The 17702-nt window shown below is 70.5% G+C and carries 7 protein-coding genes; 4 read left to right on the forward strand and 3 right to left on the reverse strand.

Going from position 1 to position 17702, the window contains the following annotated elements; translation table 11 throughout:
- Positions 1 to 114: 114 nt before the first annotated feature.
- The 3 genes from ACH4K4_RS13245 to ACH4K4_RS13255 all read left to right on the forward strand — a co-directional run bounded on the left by ACH4K4_RS13245 (position 115) and on the right by ACH4K4_RS13255 (position 12374).
- Entirely contained in the window at positions 115 to 10821 is a 10707-nt protein-coding gene (locus ACH4K4_RS13245) for an amino acid adenylation domain-containing protein (protein ID WP_398167203.1), read from the forward strand.
- Positions 10822 to 10904: 83 nt separating this feature from the next.
- Entirely contained in the window at positions 10905 to 11384 is a 480-nt protein-coding gene (locus ACH4K4_RS13250) for an MSMEG_6728 family protein (protein WP_398167020.1), read from the forward strand.
- A gap of 819 nt (positions 11385 to 12203) precedes the next feature.
- Positions 12204 to 12374 (forward strand): hypothetical protein, encoded by a 171-nt coding sequence (locus ACH4K4_RS13255; protein WP_398167022.1) that lies wholly within the window; start codon positions 12204 to 12206, stop codon positions 12372 to 12374.
- 602 nt (positions 12375 to 12976) lie between these two features.
- Here ACH4K4_RS13255 and ACH4K4_RS13260 read toward each other — a convergent pair.
- From ACH4K4_RS13260 to ACH4K4_RS13270, 3 genes are all read right to left on the reverse strand, one after another.
- The gene (locus ACH4K4_RS13260; RefSeq protein WP_398167023.1) at positions 12977 to 14398 is read right to left on the reverse strand and encodes a hypothetical protein; all 1422 of its coding nucleotides are present in this window, start codon (positions 14396 to 14398) and stop codon (positions 12977 to 12979) included.
- 118 nt (positions 14399 to 14516) lie between these two features.
- A complete protein-coding gene (locus ACH4K4_RS13265) occupies positions 14517 to 14930 on the reverse strand; it encodes a type II toxin-antitoxin system VapC family toxin (RefSeq protein WP_398167024.1) in 414 nt (137 codons plus the stop codon).
- Entirely contained in the window at positions 14927 to 15190 is a 264-nt protein-coding gene (locus ACH4K4_RS13270) for a CopG family transcriptional regulator (protein WP_398167026.1), read from the reverse strand. Before ACH4K4_RS13270 ends, ACH4K4_RS13265 begins: the two co-directional genes overlap by 4 nt.
- A gap of 215 nt (positions 15191 to 15405) precedes the next feature.
- Between ACH4K4_RS13270 and ACH4K4_RS13275 the strand changes: the two genes are divergently transcribed.
- Positions 15406 to 16680 (forward strand): tyrosine-type recombinase/integrase, encoded by a 1275-nt coding sequence (locus ACH4K4_RS13275; RefSeq protein ID WP_398167027.1) that lies wholly within the window; start codon positions 15406 to 15408, stop codon positions 16678 to 16680.
- Positions 16681 to 17702 lie beyond the last annotated feature (1022 nt).

Consider the following 17702-nt stretch of genomic DNA (forward strand, 5'->3'; position numbering starts at 1 on the left):
GATCACCCTTCCAGCGGGCGCACGGCCGGGGCAAGACCACCGCATTTCCGCTTTCGAACCTTTTGAGCGGCCCGCTCCGCGCGTCGGCCGACGAGTGGAGGACCAGTGAACGACATGACGCGGGCGGCGGCCCCCTTCCCGGAACTCTTCGCACGGCAGGTGGCGCGTACGCCCGACGCCACGGCGCTGGTCTTCGAGGACGTCACACTGTCGTACCGCGAACTGGACGCGCGGGCCAACCGGCTGGCGCACTGGCTGGTGGCGCGGGGCGTGGGCCCGGAGGCGCGGGTGGCGCTGGTGCTGCCGCGCTCGGTGGAGCTGGCGGTGGCGCTGCTCGCCGTGCTCAAGGCCGGCGGCGCGTACGTACCCGTGGACCCGGAACACCCGCAAGCGCGCCGCGCCCACGTCCTCGGCGACGCCGCGCCCGTCCTGACCCTGGACGAAGCGGCCCTGCGCCAGGACTTCTCCGCCTGCCCCGGGACCGCCCCCGAGGTGCCCGTCACCCCGGCGAACGCCGCCTACGTCATCTACACCTCCGGTTCGACGGGCGTCCCCAAGGGCGTCGTGGTCTCCCACGCGGGCCTCGCGGGCCTGGCGGCCACGCAGATCGAACGGTTCGCGGTGACGGCGCAGAGCCGCGTGCTGCAATTCGCCTCGCCCGCCTTCGACGCGTCCGTGTCGGAGATCTGCATGGCGTGGCTGTCGGGCGCCGCCCTCGTCATGGCGCCCGCCGCGCGCCTGCTGCCGGGCGCGGGCCTGGCCGGACTGGTCGCCGGGCAGCGCGTCACCCACGCCACGCTGCCGCCGTCCGTCCTGGCCGCCCTGCCGCCGCACACCACCCTGCCGGAGATCACCTCGCTGGTGGTCGCGGGCGAGGCCTGCCCGCCGGACGTGGTGGGGCGCTGGTCGGCAGGCCGCCGCATGGTCAACGCGTACGGTCCGACGGAGACCACGGTGTGCGCGTCGGCGGGCGAGCCGCTGTCCGGGCGGGTGGTGCCCGCCCTCGGCGCGCCAGCCGGGGACGCGTGCCTGTACGTGCTCGACGAGCGGCTGCGGCCGGTGCCGGGCGGCGCCGCCGGCGAGCTGTACCTCGCGGGCTCGGGCCTGGCCCGCGGCTACCTGGGGCGTGCCGCGCTGACCGCGGAGCGGTTCGTGGCCTGCCCGTCCGGCCCGGCGGGCGCCCGGATGTACCGCACCGGCGACGTGGTGCGCCGCCGCGCCGACGGCGGGCTGGAGTTCGTGGGCCGCGCCGACGACCAGGTCAAGGTGCGCGGCCACCGCGTCGAGCCGGGCGAGGTCGAGCAGGCGCTCGCCGCGCACCCGGCGGTCGGGCAGGCCGTGGTCACCGCCCGCGAGGACCGGCCCGGCGACGTGCGCCTGGTCGGCTACGTCGTGCCCGCCGGCGGCGCCGCGCCGGACGCGGCGGGCGACGCGCACCGGGTCGGCGAGTGGCAGGACATGCACGACCTGGTCTACGCGGACGAGGCCGGCCCGGACCGCGGCGAGGCGCCGTTCGGCGAGGACTTCAGCGGCTGGAACAGCAGCTACGACGGCACCGCCATCCCGCTGGACGCGATGCGCGACTGGCGCGCCGAGACCGTACGGCGCATCCTCGCGCTCAAGCCGCGCCGGGTCCTGGAGATGGGCGTCGGCAGCGGCCTGCTGCTGTCGAAGGTGGCGCCCGCGTGCGAGGCGTACTGGGGAGCGGACTTCTCCGCCGCGGCCGTCGAACGGCTCCGCCGGCAGGTCGCCGCCGTGCCGGAGCTGGCGGACAAGGTCGAGCTGAGCTGCCGGCCCGCCGACGCCGTCGAGGGCCTGCCCACCGGCTACTTCGACACCGTCGTGATCAACTCGGTCACCCAGTACTTCCCCAACGCGGCCTACCTCCTGCGGGTCCTGCGCCGGGCCGTGGACCTGCTGGCCCCCGGCGGCCGGGTCTTCGTCGGCGACCTGCGCAACCTGCGCACGCTCCGGCTCTTCCGTACGGCCGTCGAGCTGGCCCGCGCCGGGGCGGACGCCGAGCCGGACGCGGTACGCGCGGCGGTCGACCAGAGCGTCCGGCTGGAGAAGGAACTCCTGGTCGACCCGGACTTCTTCGCGGCGCTGCCCGCCGAACTGCCCGGCGTGACCACCGACCTCCGGCTCAAGGGCACCCGCCACCACAACGAGCTGACCCGCCACCGCTACGACGCCGTCCTGCACAAGCACCCGGCCCGTACGGTCTCCTTCGCCGACGTGCCGTGCCTGCGCTGGGGCCGGGACGTCACCGATCCGGCCTCTCTCGAAGAGGCCCTGCGGGAGCGGCCCGGACAGCGGCTGCGCGTGACCGGCGTGCCCAACCCGCGCCTGGCGGGCGAGGCGGCGGCGGAGGCGGCCGTGGCGGCGGGCCTGCCCGTGAGCGAGGCGCGCACCCTGCTCGCCACGGCCGACGCCACCGCCGGCGCCGAACCGGAGACGTGCACCGAGACCGGCGACCGCCTCGGCCTGTGGTCCGCGGTCACCTGGGCGGCCGACGGACCCGACGGCCGGTACGACGTGCTGTTCGCGCCGCGGGAGGACATGGCGTCGGCGGTCCCGGCCGGCCTCTGCCTGCCCGCCGGCGACCGCACCGCCGCCCTCGCGGACCACACCACCGACCCCGGCGCGGCCCTGACCACCACCGCCCTGGTCACCGGCCTCCACCGCCACCTGCGGGACCGGCTGCCGGCCTACCTCGTACCGTCGGCGATCGTCGCGCTGGACACCCTGCCCCTGACCCCGAACGGCAAGGTGGACCGCGCGGCGCTGCCCGCGCCCGGCCCCGCCCGCCCCGGAGGCGAGGCGGGCGGCCGGGCCCCGCGCACCCCGCGCGAAGGCGTCCTGTGCGAGCTGTACGCCGACGTCCTCGGCGTGCCGCACGTCGGCATCGACGACGACTTCTTCGCCCTCGGCGGCCACTCGCTGCTCGCGACCCGCCTGATCGGCCGCATCCGCACCGCCCTGGACGTGGAACTCCCGATCACCGCCGTCTTCGAGGCGCCCACGGCCGCCCGGCTCGCGGAGCACGTCGACGCGGCCGCCGCCGCGGGCCGCCCGGCGCTGCGGGCGGCCCCGCGCCCCGACGCGCTCCCGCTGTCGTACGCCCAGCGCCGCCTGTGGTTCCTGCACCGCCTGGAGGGGCCGGGCGCCACGTACAACGTCCCGCTCGCGCTGCACCTGTCGGGCCCGCTGGACCACGACGCGCTGCGGGCGGCACTGGGCGACCTGCTGGCCCGGCACGAGAGCCTGCGCACCGTCTTCCACGAGACGGCCACCGGCACCCCGCGGCAGGTCGTCCGCGACCTCGCCGACCTGCCCGGCGCGCCGTCCGTGTTCTCCGTCGTGGAGACCGGCCCCGGCGACGTACGGCGGCTCCTCCACGAGGCCACCCGCCACGCCTTCGACATCGCCACCGAACTGCCGCTGCGCGCCACCTTGTTCGCGACCGGACCGGACGAGCACGTACTGCTGCTCGTGCTGCACCACATCGCGGGCGACGGCTGGTCCATGGCCCCGCTCTCGCGTGACCTGGCGGCGGCCTACGACGCGCGCCGCCAGGGTGCGGCCCCGCAGTGGGCCCCGCTCCCCGTCCAGTACGCCGACTACACCCTCTGGCAGCGCGACTTCCTGGGCGACCCGCAGGACCCCGACAGCGTGCAGGGCAGGCAACTGGACTACTGGACTCGGCAGTTGAGCGGGCTCCCCGAGGAGATCGCCCTTCCGTACGACCGGCCGCGGCCGCGGCGCGCGACGTACCGAGGCGACGCCTTCGGCCTGGAGCTGCCCGCCGGTCTGCACGAGCGCCTGCACGCGCTCGCCCGCGACACCGGCACCAGCCTGTTCATGACCGTGCAGGCGGGCCTGGCGGCCCTGCTGACCCGCCTCGGCGCGGGCACCGACATCCCCCTCGGCAGCCCCGTCGCGGGCCGCACAGACCAGGCGCTGGACGACCTCGTCGGCTTCTTCGTCAACACCCTCGTGCTGCGTACGGACACCTCGGGCAACCCGACCTTCCGCGACCTGCTGCGGCGCGTCCGCGACACCGACCTCGCCGCCTGGTCCCACCAGGACCTGCCCTTCGAACAGCTCGTGGAGGCCCTCAACCCGGCGCGCTCCGCGGGCCGGCAGCCCCTGTTCCAGGTCGTGGCCGCCGTGCAGAACGCCCCCGAGGGCGGCTTCGACCGGCTCGGCGTCCGCACCCGCTCCGAACTGCTCAGCACCGGCACCGCCAAGTACGACCTGTTCCTCAGCCTCTGGGAGCGCCAGGGCCCGCAGGGCGAACCGCTCGGCCTGGACGGCTTCGTCGAGTACAGCACCGACCTCTTCGACCGCCGCACGGTCGAAACCCTCGCCGCCCAGCTGGTACGCGTCCTGCAAACGGCCGCCGCCACCCCGGACGTGCCCCTCGCCCACCTCGACGTCCTGACCACCGAGGAACACGAGCGGCTGCGCCTGGACGCGACCAGTCCCCGGCCCGCGGTGCGCCACAGCACCCTGCCGGAACTCTTCGGCGAGCAGGTGGCGCGCACGCCTGACGCCACGGCGCTGGTCTTCGAGGACGTCACACTGTCGTACCGCGAACTGGACGCGCGGGCCAACCGCCTCGCCCATTGGCTGGTGGCGCAGGGCGTGGGCCCGGAGGCGCGGGTGGCCGTGGTGCTGCCGCGCTCGGTGGAGCTGGCGGTGGCGCTGCTCGCCGTGCTCAAGGCCGGCGGCGCGTACGTACCCGTGGACCCCGCGTATCCCGCCGAGCGGCGCGCCTTCGTCCTGGCCGACACCGCGCCCGTCCTCACCCTGGACGCCGGGGCGGTGCGCCGGGACCTGTCCGCGTACCCGGACACCGCCCCCGCGACCGGGCTGCGCCCGGCCCACCCGGCGTACGTGATCCACACCTCCGGCTCGACGGGCACACCCAAGGGCGTCGTCGTCTCCCACACCGGCCTGGCCGCGCTGGCAGCCTCGCAGGCCGAACGCTTCGCGGTGACGGGGGAGAGCCGCGTCCTGCAGTTCGCGTCACCCGGCTTCGACGCGTCGGTCTCCGAGATGTGCGTGACCTGGCTGTCGGGTGCCGCCCTCGTCATGGCGCCGGAGGAGCGGCTGCTGCCGGGCGCGGGCCTGGAAGAACTGCTCGCCGAGCAGCACGTCACCCACGCCACCCTCCCGCCCTCCGTCCTGGCCGCACTGCCCCCGCAGGCGACGCTGCCCGGCGTCGCCTCGCTGGTGGTGGCGGGCGAGGCGTGCCCCGCCGACCTGGTGGAACGCTGGTCGGCAGGCCGCCGCATGGTCAACGCGTACGGCCCGACCGAGGCCACCGTCTGCGCCACGGTCGGCGAGCCCCTGTCCGGCCGGACGCTGCCCGCGCTGGGCGCGCCGATCGGCGACGTACGGCTGTTCGTGCTCGACGCGCTGCTGCGGCCGGTGCCGGGCGGCGCCGCCGGCGAGCTGTACCTCGCGGGCTCGGGCCTGGCCCGCGGCTACCTGGGGCGCTCCGCGCTGACCGCGGAGCGGTTCGTCGCCTGCCCGTTCGGCCCGGCGGGCGCCCGGATGTACCGCACCGGCGACCTGGTACGGCGCCGGAGCGACGGCGGGCTGGAGTTCGTGGGCCGCGCCGACGACCAGATCAAGGTGCGCGGCCACCGCGTCGAGCCGGGCGAGGTCGAGCAGGCGCTCGCCGAGCACCCGGCGGTGCGCCAGGCCGCCGTGGCCGCGCACGCCGACCGCCGCACCGGCGACCTGCGCCTGACCGGCTACGTCGTGCCCACCTCCGACGCCGCCCGGCAGACCCTCGCCGCCGACCTCCGCCGCGGCCTGCTCGCCCGGCTGCCCGAGCACCTGGTGCCGTCCGTGATCACGGTGCTCGACGCGCTGCCCCTGACCCCGAACGGCAAGGTGGACCGCAAGGCGCTGCCCGCCCCCGACCCGGCACGCGCCGGAGCCGGCGCGGGCGCCCGCGCACCGCGCTCGCCGCAGGAAGAGATCCTGTGCGAGCTGTACGCCGACCTCCTCGGCGTCACGACCGTCGGCATCGACGACAGCTTCTTCGCCCTCGGCGGCCACTCGCTGCTCGCCACCCGCCTGGTCAGCCGCGTCCGCGCGGTACTCGGCGTGGAGCTGCCCGTCGCGGCGCTCTTCGAGGCCCCCACCGTCGAGGCCCTGGTCGAACGCCTCGGCCTGTCCACCGCGCGCCCCCGCGGTGCCCTGCGGCCCATGCCGCGCCCCGAGGTCCTGCCGCTGTCGTACGCCCAGCGCCGCCTGTGGTTCCAGTACCGCCTCGAAGGCCCCAGCCCCACTTACAACATCCCCCTCATGCTGCGCATCCAGGGCCCGGTGGACGAGGAAGCGCTGCGCGCCGCCCTCGGCGACCTGCTCACCCGCCACGAGAGCCTGCGCACCGTCTTCCGCGAGACCGGCGGCACCCCGCAGCAGGTCGTCCTCGACCCGGCCACCACCCCGGACGCCTTCGACATCCTCACCGTCACCGACGACGCCCCCGGCGACCCGGAAGCGTTCCGCGCGCTCCTGAAGGAAGCCGCCCGGCACCGCTTCGACCTGACCGCCGACCTGCCGCTGCACGTGAAGCTCTTCCGCGTCGGCCCGGACGAGAACGTCCTGCTCCTGCTGCTCCACCACGTCGCCGGTGACGGCTGGTCGATGGCGCCGCTGTCCCGCGACGTGGCCACGGCCTACGACGCGCGCCGCGCCGGGCGGGCCCCGCAGTGGACCCCGCTGCCCGTCCAGTACGCCGACTACACCCTGTGGCAGCGGGACTTCCTCGGCGACCCCGAGGACACCGGCAGCGTCTACGCACGCCAGGCCGCCTACTGGCGCGAGCAGTTGAAGGGCATTCCCGAGGAGATCGCCCTGCCCTTCGACCGCCCCCGCCCCCAGCGCGCCTCCTTCCGCGGCGACTCCATCACCTGGGAGATCCCCGCGGAACTCCACCAGCGCCTGCACGCACTCGCAGGCGAGACCGGCACCAGCCTCTACATGGTGCTCCAGGCCGGCCTGGCCGCCCTCTTCACCAGGCTCGGCGCGGGCACCGACATCCCCGTCGGCAGCCCCGTCGCGGGCCGCACCGACCAAGCGCTGGACGACCACATCGGCTTCTTCGTCAACACCCTCGTGCTGCGTACGGACACCTCGGGCGACCCCACCTTCCGCGAACTGCTCCAGCGCGTACGGGACACCGCCCTCGCCGGCTGGGCCCACCAAGACCTGCCGTTCGAGCAACTCGTGGAAGCCCTCAACCCGGTCCGCTCCGCGGCCCGCAACTCCCTCTTCCAGACCATGCTCACCCTCGACAACGCGCCCGAAGGGGAGTTCACCCTCGGCGGCCACGCCGCCCACGCCGAGCCCGTCCACGTCGACGCCTCCCGCTTCGACATGTCCGTCTTCCTGACCGAACGACGCGGCGCGCGCGGCACACGCCCCGGCATGGACGGCGCCATCGAGTACAGCACCGACCTGTTCGACCGCGGCACCGTCGAGAAACTGGCCGCCCGGCTCGTCGCCCTCCTCGACACGGTGACCGCCGACCCCGACCAGCCGCTCGCCCGCCTCGACGTGCTCACCGCCGGCGAACGCGCCCTGCTCCTCGGCGAGGTCAACGCCACCGACCGGCCCGTCCGGCGCACCTCCCTCGCCGAGGCGTTCCAGGCCCGGGCCGCCGCACACCCCGACGCCCCCGCCCTCACCTTCCGGGACACGACCCTCACCTACGCCGAACTGGACGCCCGCGCCGACCGCCTCGCCCGCCACCTGGCCGCGGCCCACGGCGTCGGCGCCGAGAGCCGCGTCGCCGTCCTCATGGAGCGCTCCGCCGACCTGGTCGTCGCGATCCTCGCCGTCCTGAAGGCGGGCGGCGCCTACGTACCGCTCGACAAGCGCTACCCGGCCGCCCGCATGCGGCTGATCGCGGCCGAGACCGAAGCCGTCGTCGTCCTCACCCAGCAGGACCTGCCGGCCTCCGCCTACCTCCCCGACGTCCCGGCGCTGGCGGTCGACGCGCACGCCGAAACGGTGGCAGATCTCCCCGCCACCGGCCTCCCCGCCACCGATTCCGCCGCTCCCGCCGCCCACGCCGACTCCGTCGCGTACGTCATGTACACCTCCGGATCGACCGGCGCCCCCAAGGGCATCGCCGTCACCCAGGGCGACGTGGTGGCCCTCGCCGCCGACCACTGCTGGAGCGAGGACGGCCCCGACGGCGCCCGGCACACCGTCCTCGGCCACGCCTCCACCGCCTTCGACGCCTCCACCTTCGACCTGTGGGTACCGCTCCTCAACGGCGGCCACCTGGTCATGGCCCCGCCCGGCGACCTCACCCCCGACGACTACCGCGAACTCCTCGCCACCCACCACATCACCGCGGTCCTCCTCACCACCGCCCTGTTCAACCTCCTCGCCGAGGAGTGCCCGGGCGCGCTCGCCGGCGTCCGCCAGGTCTGGACGGGCGGCGAGGCCGCGTCCCCGTCCGCCGTACAAAAGATCCTCAACGCCTGCCCGGACACCAGCGTCTGCAATGTCTACGGGCCCACCGAGGTCACCATGTCGGCCACGTACCACGCGATGCGGGCACCGCAGCGGATCGCCGGAACGGTCCCCATCGGCCGCCCCATGGACAACATGCGCGTCTACGTCCTCGACAGCACCCTGCGCCCCGTCGCCCCCTCGGTGACCGGCGAACTCTACGTAGGCGGCACCGGACCCGCCCGCGGCTACCTCAACCGCCCCGGCCTCACCGCCGAACGCTTCGTCGCCGACCCCTTCGGCGCGCCCGGCGCCCGCATGTACCGCACCGGCGACCTGGTCCGCTGGACCGCGGACGGCCGACTCGACTACATCGGCCGCGCCGACACCCAGGTCAAGATGCGCGGCTTCCGCATCGAACCCGGCGAGATCGAAACGGTCCTGGACGCACACCCCGCCGTCGCCCAGGCCACCGTCAACCTGCGCGAGATCACCCCGGGCGACGAACGCCTGGTCGCCCACCTCGTCCCCGTAGCCAAGGAGGCGTTCGACTCCACGGCCCTCCGCCGCCACCTGCGCGACCGCCTCCCGGCCTACATGGTCCCGTCCGCCCTGGTGGCGCTCGACGCCCTGCCGCTCACCCCCAACGGGAAGGTGGACCGGGCGGCGCTGCCCGCCCCCGACCCCCGCTCCGAACTCGGCGGCCGCGGCCCCCGCTCCCCGAAGGAAGAGATCCTCTGCGGGCTGTACGCCGACGTCCTGCGCGTCCCCCGCGTCGGCATCGACGACAGCTTCTTCGTCCTCGGCGGCCACTCCCTGATGGCCACCCGCCTGATCAGCCGCATCCGCACCGCCCTGAACGTCGAACTCCCCATCGGCGCCCTCTTCGAGGCCCCCACCGTCGCCGCCCTCGTCCAGCGCATCGACTCCGCCACAACCCAGGCCCGCCCGCCGGTCACACCCGCCGTACGCCCCGAAGCCGTACCCCTCTCCTACGCCCAACGCCGCCTCTGGTTCCTGCACCGCCTCGAAGGCCCCAGCCCCACCTACAACATCCCGCTCGCCCTGCGCTTCACCGGCAAGATCGACCAGGAAGCGCTACGGGCCGCCCTCGGCGACCTCGTCGCCCGGCACGAGAGCCTGCGCACGGTATTCCCCCGCAAGGCCCGCGCCGCCCGGCAGGTCGTCCTGCCACCGGACTCCGGCCGTGACCTGCTCACCGTCACCGAGGTGGACCCCGCCGACCTGGCCCCCGCCCTCCACCGGGCCGCCACCCACTCCTTCGACATCACCACCGAACACCCCCTGCGCGCGACGCTCTTCCCACTCGGCCCGGACGAACACGTACTCCTCCTGCTCCTGCACCACATCGCGGGCGACGGCTGGTCCATGGCCCCCCTGTCCCGCGACCTCGCCGCCGCCTACGACGCCCGCAGCGCGGGGGAGGACCCGCAGTGGTCCCCGCTCCCGGTCCAGTACGCCGACTACACCCTCTGGCAACAGCAGTTCCTCGGCGACCCGACCGACCCCCGCAGCACCTACAGCCGCCAACTCGACTTCTGGCGCCGCGAGCTGGCAGATCTGCCCGCCGAAATCCCACTACCCCTCGACCACGCCCGCCCCGAAGTCACCACCTACCGCGGCGACATGTTCCCCCTCCGCCTCCCCGCCGACCTCCACCAAGGCCTCCACACCCTCGCCGGCGACACTGGCACCAGCCTCTACATGGTCGTCCAAGCCGGCCTCGCGGCCCTCCTCACCCACCTCGGCGCCGGCACCGACATCCCCGTCGGCAGTCCCATAGCAGGCCGCACCGACCAGGCCCTCGACGACCTCGTCGGCTTCTTCGTCAACACCCTCGTGCTGCGTACGGACACCTCGGGCGACCCCACCTTCCGCGAGTTGCTGTGCCGCGTCCGCGCCACCGACCTCGCCGCCTGGTCCCACCAGGACCTCCCCTTCGAACAACTCGTGGAAGCCCTCAACCCCGCCCGCTCCACCTCCCGCCACCCCCTCTTCCAAACCCTCCTCACCCTCGACAACGCTCCCGAACGCCACTTCACCCTCGGCGGCAACCACGCCCGCCCCGAACCCGTCGACATGCACGTCGCCCACTTCGACCTCTCCATCGGCCTCACCGAACGCCGCGCCCCCCAAGGCACCCCCGAGGGCCTCGACGGCTTCGTGGAATACAACACCGACCTCTTCGAACGGGAGACGGTGGAGGAAATGGCGGAAAAGCTGGTGGCGCTCCTGACCACAGCGACCACCGCACCCGACAGCCCACTCTCGGCCCTGCTGCCCCAACAAACGACCGAGGAACAGTCGCACTAACCCACCACCAGCCCACCGACCCACTAGCCCAGAAGAAGCAACCACCCCTGCACCACCACCGTGCAGGGGCTACACCTGACCCCATGCAGACCTTCCTCCCCTACCCCGACTTCGCGGCGTCCGCCGCCGTCCTCGACGCGCGCCGCCTCGGCAAGCAGCGGGTGGAGACCCTGCAGGTCCTGCGGGGCCTCACCGTCCCCGGCTACGGCTGGCGCCACCACCCGGCCGTCCGCATGTGGCAGGGCTACGAAGAGGCACTGGTCCGGTACGGCCTGGAAATGTGCCGCGCATGGACCACCACCGGCCGCCAGGACACCTGCGCCGCGACCCTGACCACCGACTTCACGTCCTACCGCCCAGAGGCGCCGGTACGGACGTACGCCGAACTGGCCGAAGCCGGCGAACTCCCCAACTGGCTGGGCGACCCGGCCTTCCACCGCAGCCACCAGTCCTCCCTGGTCACCAAGGCCCCGGAGCACTACGGCCAGTACTTCCCCGAAGTGCCGGCAAATCTGCCGTACGTGTGGCCGACGTCCGACCGGGGAGCAGCGGGGGGCGGATGACCGGAGGGCTCCCCTCCGATCCCTTAGGTTGATCGGCAGCTAAAACGAGCCATGCAACGGGAGACGGCTACCGGCGTAGAGGCAAAGCCAATTACATCCCTCCCGTAATGGAATAAACATGCGCATTGAATCTCAAGACACTCACCGGGACGAGGACGCACGCCTGCACTGCGGAGACGAACTCGTCACGGGCGAAGTCGTCTCCCGGGACGGCGAAGGCCGAATCGTCGCCGTCATCTCCTACGTCGGTGGCGTTCCGTCCGGCCCGCACACCCGGTGGTATCCGGACGGAACGAAGAAGAAGGAGGGCCAGACGCGGTGGGGCCTGGCCGTGGGGGACTGGCGCAAATGGCCCCCGAACGGCCAGGGGCAAGGACGGCAACCTCACGGAAGACGAGTAGTTTCCACGCCCGTCAAAGCCCCCGTACGGCAACCGCGCTAAACAGGAGAGAAACCCGCATGGAACAGCGCGTCCCCGAACCGCCCACCACCCCCAAGGAAGCCATCGTAGCTGTCCTCGGCCATTTTGCCCCCCCCACTTGGCGGACGGCTCTCCTGCGCCGATGCGCGTTCACGAATTCGACATAGGTTACCTCGTCTATCCCACATACCCTCCCATTGAGCCAGTGGGCCCGGCAGCTCCGCCGATGCCCGCCCAGCTGACGGGACGTACGTCGGATAACCGCGAATTCCCGACGCAGTACGATATGCGCGGCCGCAGTCCGGAAAAGCAACTCCTGGCCCACCTGTGTGAGCTCACGGAAAGCGGCAAGTCGGTCGTTATCGGCTCCCGCCCCGGGGTAAAGGGTAGAGGGCAGAATGGAGAAGAATCTCCTGAGTTCCCATGCTTACGAGATCGTCTCGGTCGACGAAAAGGGCCTGATTCAGTTGTGCAATCCGCACAACGACGATGATCCCCAGCCGCTGACCATCAAGGAATTCATGAAATACTGCAGCAGCCAGTACGCGTCTTCGGAGGATGAGGAGTGAGCGTCGACATCATTCATTTCTCGCACGGAATTAAGCGGCATACCGAGACCGCGAGGTTCGCGGTGCTCCGCCGCATCACGACAGCAACACCCGGGCCCTTCGCACCCAGCCAGCCGTAGGGTCGAGGAGCCGCCACGCAACTGAGGAGAACCGTGCCCGTGCCCACCACCGACACCCCCGCAATCCCCGAAATTTCCGAGGCAGAGGTCGCCACTCGCGCTCAGGGAGGCGAAGCCGAGGGGAGGCGCGATCAGTGGGCGACAACGAGAGAGGGCGGGAGTCAGTGAGACTGACTCCCGCCCTCTTCTGTCGGCATCCGCCCAGTTCAGCGCTTGATCTCTGCTGTTCCTTGGCGAGTGCCCCCGGCAGGATTCGAACCTGCGCACACGGCTCCGGAGGCCGGACAGTTCCCAGCCGATAGCGCAGGTCAGAGCGTTCCCTAACGCGTCGTCAGCCGCGCGGTCCCGCGCATGTCCCGCGAGGGCGACATGCGCCGCATCATCCTTAATTTACTGTAGGGATGATGCGTGAGGCTTACCGCATAGCTTCTTTTTCTCGGTTGATGCCCTAGAGGTCCGGTGCCGGGATGGTGCAGCGGGCTGTCAGCTGGTGGGCGAGCCATGCTCGTAGGCGCGGTGAAGGTAGGTTCGGCGTTTGGCACCGCGATCGCGTATACGTTGCTGGCGGGCGCGCACCGATTCTTCGCTGAATTCCATAGCCGCGACGACGCTGTGGCCGGTGTCGACGCGCTGCTTGACCAAAGTGTATAGCTGTTCCCTGGTGGTGCCTACGGTTCCGGCGAGCCCATGCTTGACCAGGTCGATGAACTGCGTTCCAGTGAGATAACGTTCAACTTGGTCGTATCCGAGGATCCGGGCGCTGCTATCCGTTCGTTTGCCGCGCGTGCAGTCGTCTTCAAGTAGAAGCCGGATGTACGAGACAGGCAAATACATGCCCGGGGCGAGCCCTTGAATCGGACGCCTTTCGGTGTTCCGTGGCCAGTAGGCGAGTTTTACGAAGCAGGGGTCACTGCCGAGACGCCATTCGCTTGGCTGCATTGGAGGGCTGCTCAGCTTGGCTGTTTCTTCGAGACGGTCAAGTTGACTCCTTAAGCGCTTGTCCACATAGATCGAGTGAGTGTCCGGATCGAGACGCTTGTACTGAACGAAAACGAAGCTTTTGGTCGGCTCGTGGTAGTAGAGCATGTCAGTTCCGAGGCGCGATTCCACCGGCGTGGCATTAACGTTGACGACCTCTAGTCGCCTTCCTGATGCGTCGTGAAGTACGTGAATGTCGCAGCGAGCCGTGTTGCCTTGCCTCCATTCACTGAACATCTCGAATGCCTCGCCGGCAACACGGACGTCATAGTCTATGAGGCTGTGCTCCACGGGCTGCGGAATCAGCCCGGCGGTGTACGGGGCATCTTCTGATGGCGGACGTTGCCATGCAGCAAGTGCAGAGAGCGGGAAGTCGGCGATGCGGAGCAGGCTCCCTGTCGCGTCGCGCTGCTCCTGCCAAGACTGGTCGGCAGGGCTGTTTCCGAAGGCAGGAGGGTCGGCTTGGGCGATCAGCCAGTCGAGAAGAGGGCTGAGTCCGGGCCACCTCGCGCGCAGCACGCTTTCCAACGACTGCCATGCGGCGTTGCTACATGCGCCGACCGTGCCCAGCAGCGAAGCTCGGTCGAACTCTTGCCGCAAAGGCGCTGGTACGTCGTTGAGCACACCGTCAGGGCCGTCGAGTGGAACGGACTCCGTACACTCTCGAAGCGGATCGACGGTGATGCTCTTTTCGACGGCCCCCACGGTGCCATGGCGGGCCACGATTCCAATCCATGTGAGCCACCGTGACCGGTCGCGGCCTGGCCGGGCGGGGTCCTCACCGACTAAGAGGGTGATAGGCGGTCCGTCGAGCGCTGCATCGATGTTCAGGCTCTTGGGGCGGGACTTGGTCAGGCGCTGTTCAATCCTGAACTTGCTCTGATTGCCAGCGAGTTCGTTCGAACTCAGAGTCACTATGAAGGCCACCCTGGGGACCCTATCCCGGTGACTGTGGTCATGGTTCAGATCGGAGAGACTCTTCGCGCTTGACGCCTCTGCGCTGGGGGCTCGAACGGGATCGGCGCCGCGGACAGGGAACTGGTGCTCAGACCTTGATGACGGTGACGCGCGTGCCGCACAGGGCGGTGAGGTCCTCGGGGTCAGAAGTAAGGACCGTGACAGGGCCAGGAGCAGCGAGGGCAGTGGCGCTGAGCATGGCGTCGATGGCGTACTTGTGCCCGTGCAGCCCGGCGTCGGCCAGGAGCTCGGCAGCGTGTCGGGCGATCGCTTCGGTCACCGGCTCGATAACGAGGCGGGACAACGTCCACTCCAAAGCCGGCCGGTTGATGCGGGGGTGGACCACTTCCACGAGGGTAGCGGCGGAGGTGATGACGCGGAGATCGTCAGCGCGGGCGAGGGCGAGCCAACCGGTGGTCGTGCGGTCCCGAAGGACGGACTTGGCCAGCCCCTCACTGTCGAGGACGAGACTACCGCCCGGAGTGGCAGGAGGGCGGGTCACGCGGCATCCGCCCCGCTGTGTGTCTGTTCCTGTCGGGCCTGGTGGAGCTGGTCGCGCAGCGCCTGGATCTCGCCGTCGGTGATGCGGCCGTGCTCAGCCTCAGCGACCTGGATGAGCTCGTTCAGGTTGTCGCGTTCGATCTGGCGGGCGACGGCGGCAGCCACGTACGCGGACAGGCCGGACGGGCCGCTACGGGACCGAGCGGCTTCCGCAAGGTCGCGCGGCATGGTGATTGAGTACTTCCCGGTAGGGTCGCTCATGCTCCTAATCCTACCAATGATCCCCCTTGGGGCAGTAGCTGGCGTCTGTGGAGCCGGGTGAATAGCACCCGCGGTGCGCCATCAGCTCAGTGGCCTTGTGCGTTCACCTGATCAGGAAGGTGGTGGACGCCATGAGGAAGAGACCAGGACCCGCAGCGTCCCGCATCCCGCAAAGGCGGCACTCCGCGCGGAATGGAAATATACGGCCGCAGAACGTGGACCGTCGTGCAGCGGGAACGGGGGTAATCAGGGAACTGGCTGATGAACTCGCTGACGCGCTGGTCCGCGTGCATCAAGGCTCGGATCGGGGCGACAGCGCGACTCGGAGGGCCGCGGCTGGAATCAGCTGGTATGCCTTCGCGCTGGAGTATCTGGAAATGCAGTGGCCGCTGATCGCGGCGAAGACCCGGGACGAAACCAATGACGCGTTGTGCGCGATCACCCAGGCGATGTTTCGCGATGTACGGGGGCGCCCGAGCGACGAACTGCTGCGGCGTGCGCTGCGGGGCTGGGCGTTCGTCGTCCCGCGTCCTGAGCCGTACCAGACGCCAGCCGATGTCCGACTCGCCCTGCGCTGGGCGGCGGGAGCCTCGCGCCCGCTGACCGATCTATTGGACCCGGCCTTGATGCGAGCTGTATTGCACGCCCTGCGGCTCAAGCGGAACGGACTGACAGCAGCCGCTGAGACGCAGCGGCACAAGCACAAGGTCCTGGTCAACGCGGTGCGCTACGCCATCGAGCAGCGCGCTCTGCCTGTCGACCCTCTTGCCTCGATCAACTGGCAGGTGGCCGAAACTGTCGGTCAAGTCGACCCGCGGGTGGTGGCCAACCCGGCCCAGGCTCGTTCCCTGCTGTGTGCGGTGTCCTACGTCGGCGGTTATCGCCGGGCGCGTGGGCGGCGGTTGGTGGGCTTGTTCGCCGGCATGTACTACGCCGGGTTGCGTCCCGCTGAAGCTGTCGCGGTGGCATTGCTGGATTGTTTCCTGCCCCACGAGGGCTGGGGCTTGGTAACCCTTCACCGCACCTTGCCTCAGGCGGGCTCGCGGTGGACTGACACCGGCACTCTCCACGACGAGCGCGGCCTGAAGTGCCGTCCGGCCGACGATACTCGGCCCGTTCCGCTTCCGCCCGAGTTGGTGACAGCGTGGCGGGAGAGCATCGACACCTTCGGCACTGCGAACGACGGGCGTCTGTTCTTCAATGAACGCGGCGGCATTGTTGGCTCCAGCACCTACGACCGCGTCTGGCATGAGGCCCGTGAACTCGCCCTGCCTCCCGATTTGGCGCGCTCACCTCTCGTGGCTCGCCCCTACGACCTACGCCACTCTACTCTGTCCACATGGCTCAACGCCGACGTGGACCCAACCGAGGTCGCCGAGCGTGCCGGCAACAGTGTTGAGGTCCTCATGTCTCGCTACGCGAAATGCCTGTACGGACGGCAGGCCATCGCCAACCAGCGCATCGACAGACTCCTGCACGAATACGAGTAGTGCTCGAAGGTATCTTCCTTTCGAAAGAGGCGGTAGGCGGGGACCACGGCGACATGTGCTGTACGGGTCGTGTGGTCGGAAATCCATGGGTGCTCTTGCGCCGGAGTGCTGAGAGGTTAGGTGATGGGGCGATGTCCGAATTGTTCCCGATGGCGTCGCACGTGGAGCGTGTGGCTATTATTGTGCCTGCCGCTAAGGGTATCTGACTTACTGCTTTGCATTCCAGGTGCTCGATTTGACTTTTTTCGCTCGCGGAATGCGTCGACTGAAGTTCGTTTGCATAGAAAGGCCTGAGCTGCAGCTTTAACAGCTGGCGGGGGTCTTGCGGGCGACGTGGTGATGCGGAATGCGGGATTCTGACGCTCGGATGACGCTCGAATCGGATTTCTCAACACACGGACTTCCAGCGGCTCAACAGCGTCAGCGACGGTACCGTCCCGCCGCCCGTATCCATCGCCGGTCCGTTCGACGAGGAAGTCGCGCAGGACAGCATCGATGTATCGGTCATCGCCAAGCGGCTGTCGGCCTGGCCCCCCGTTTCCTGACGTTCGACGCCGTAAGATCCGGGACGGAACGGCTCCGTAATCAGTGCTGACTACTAGCAGTCTGCCGAGCGTACTGATCCCGTTCTTGTGGGACCCGTCCGTTCAGTGGTTGATTCGTATGGTGGCAAACGCCTGTAGGGATGTTCGTGAGGCGGGACAGCGGGTCCGCTCGGCGCGGAAAGGTTGCCCGAGAGCGCCTTCCCGTCTGAGGTGGCGGGGAAGGTCCACATCGGCTACGGCGGTCTCTTCCTGACTAACACCCGCCCCTGTTTCCCCAGCGGTCACGGAACGCGCCGTCTGAGCTCCTAGCGCGCCCCTTGTGCGCGCTTAGCCGGCCCTTTAGCCTCCAACAAGCTGTGTCTGCGGTGATTCACCGCCCGCGTCCACAGTTTGGAGGGGGCCGAGGTGCCGGAGGAGTGGATACGGGCTCTCGTAGCGGACTTCGGATCCGAGTGCAGGGAGCGTCTGCGGATCAGT

This window comes from Streptomyces sp. NPDC017529 (genome assembly GCF_044329785.1).
Lineage (GTDB): Bacteria > Actinomycetota > Actinomycetes > Streptomycetales > Streptomycetaceae > Streptomyces.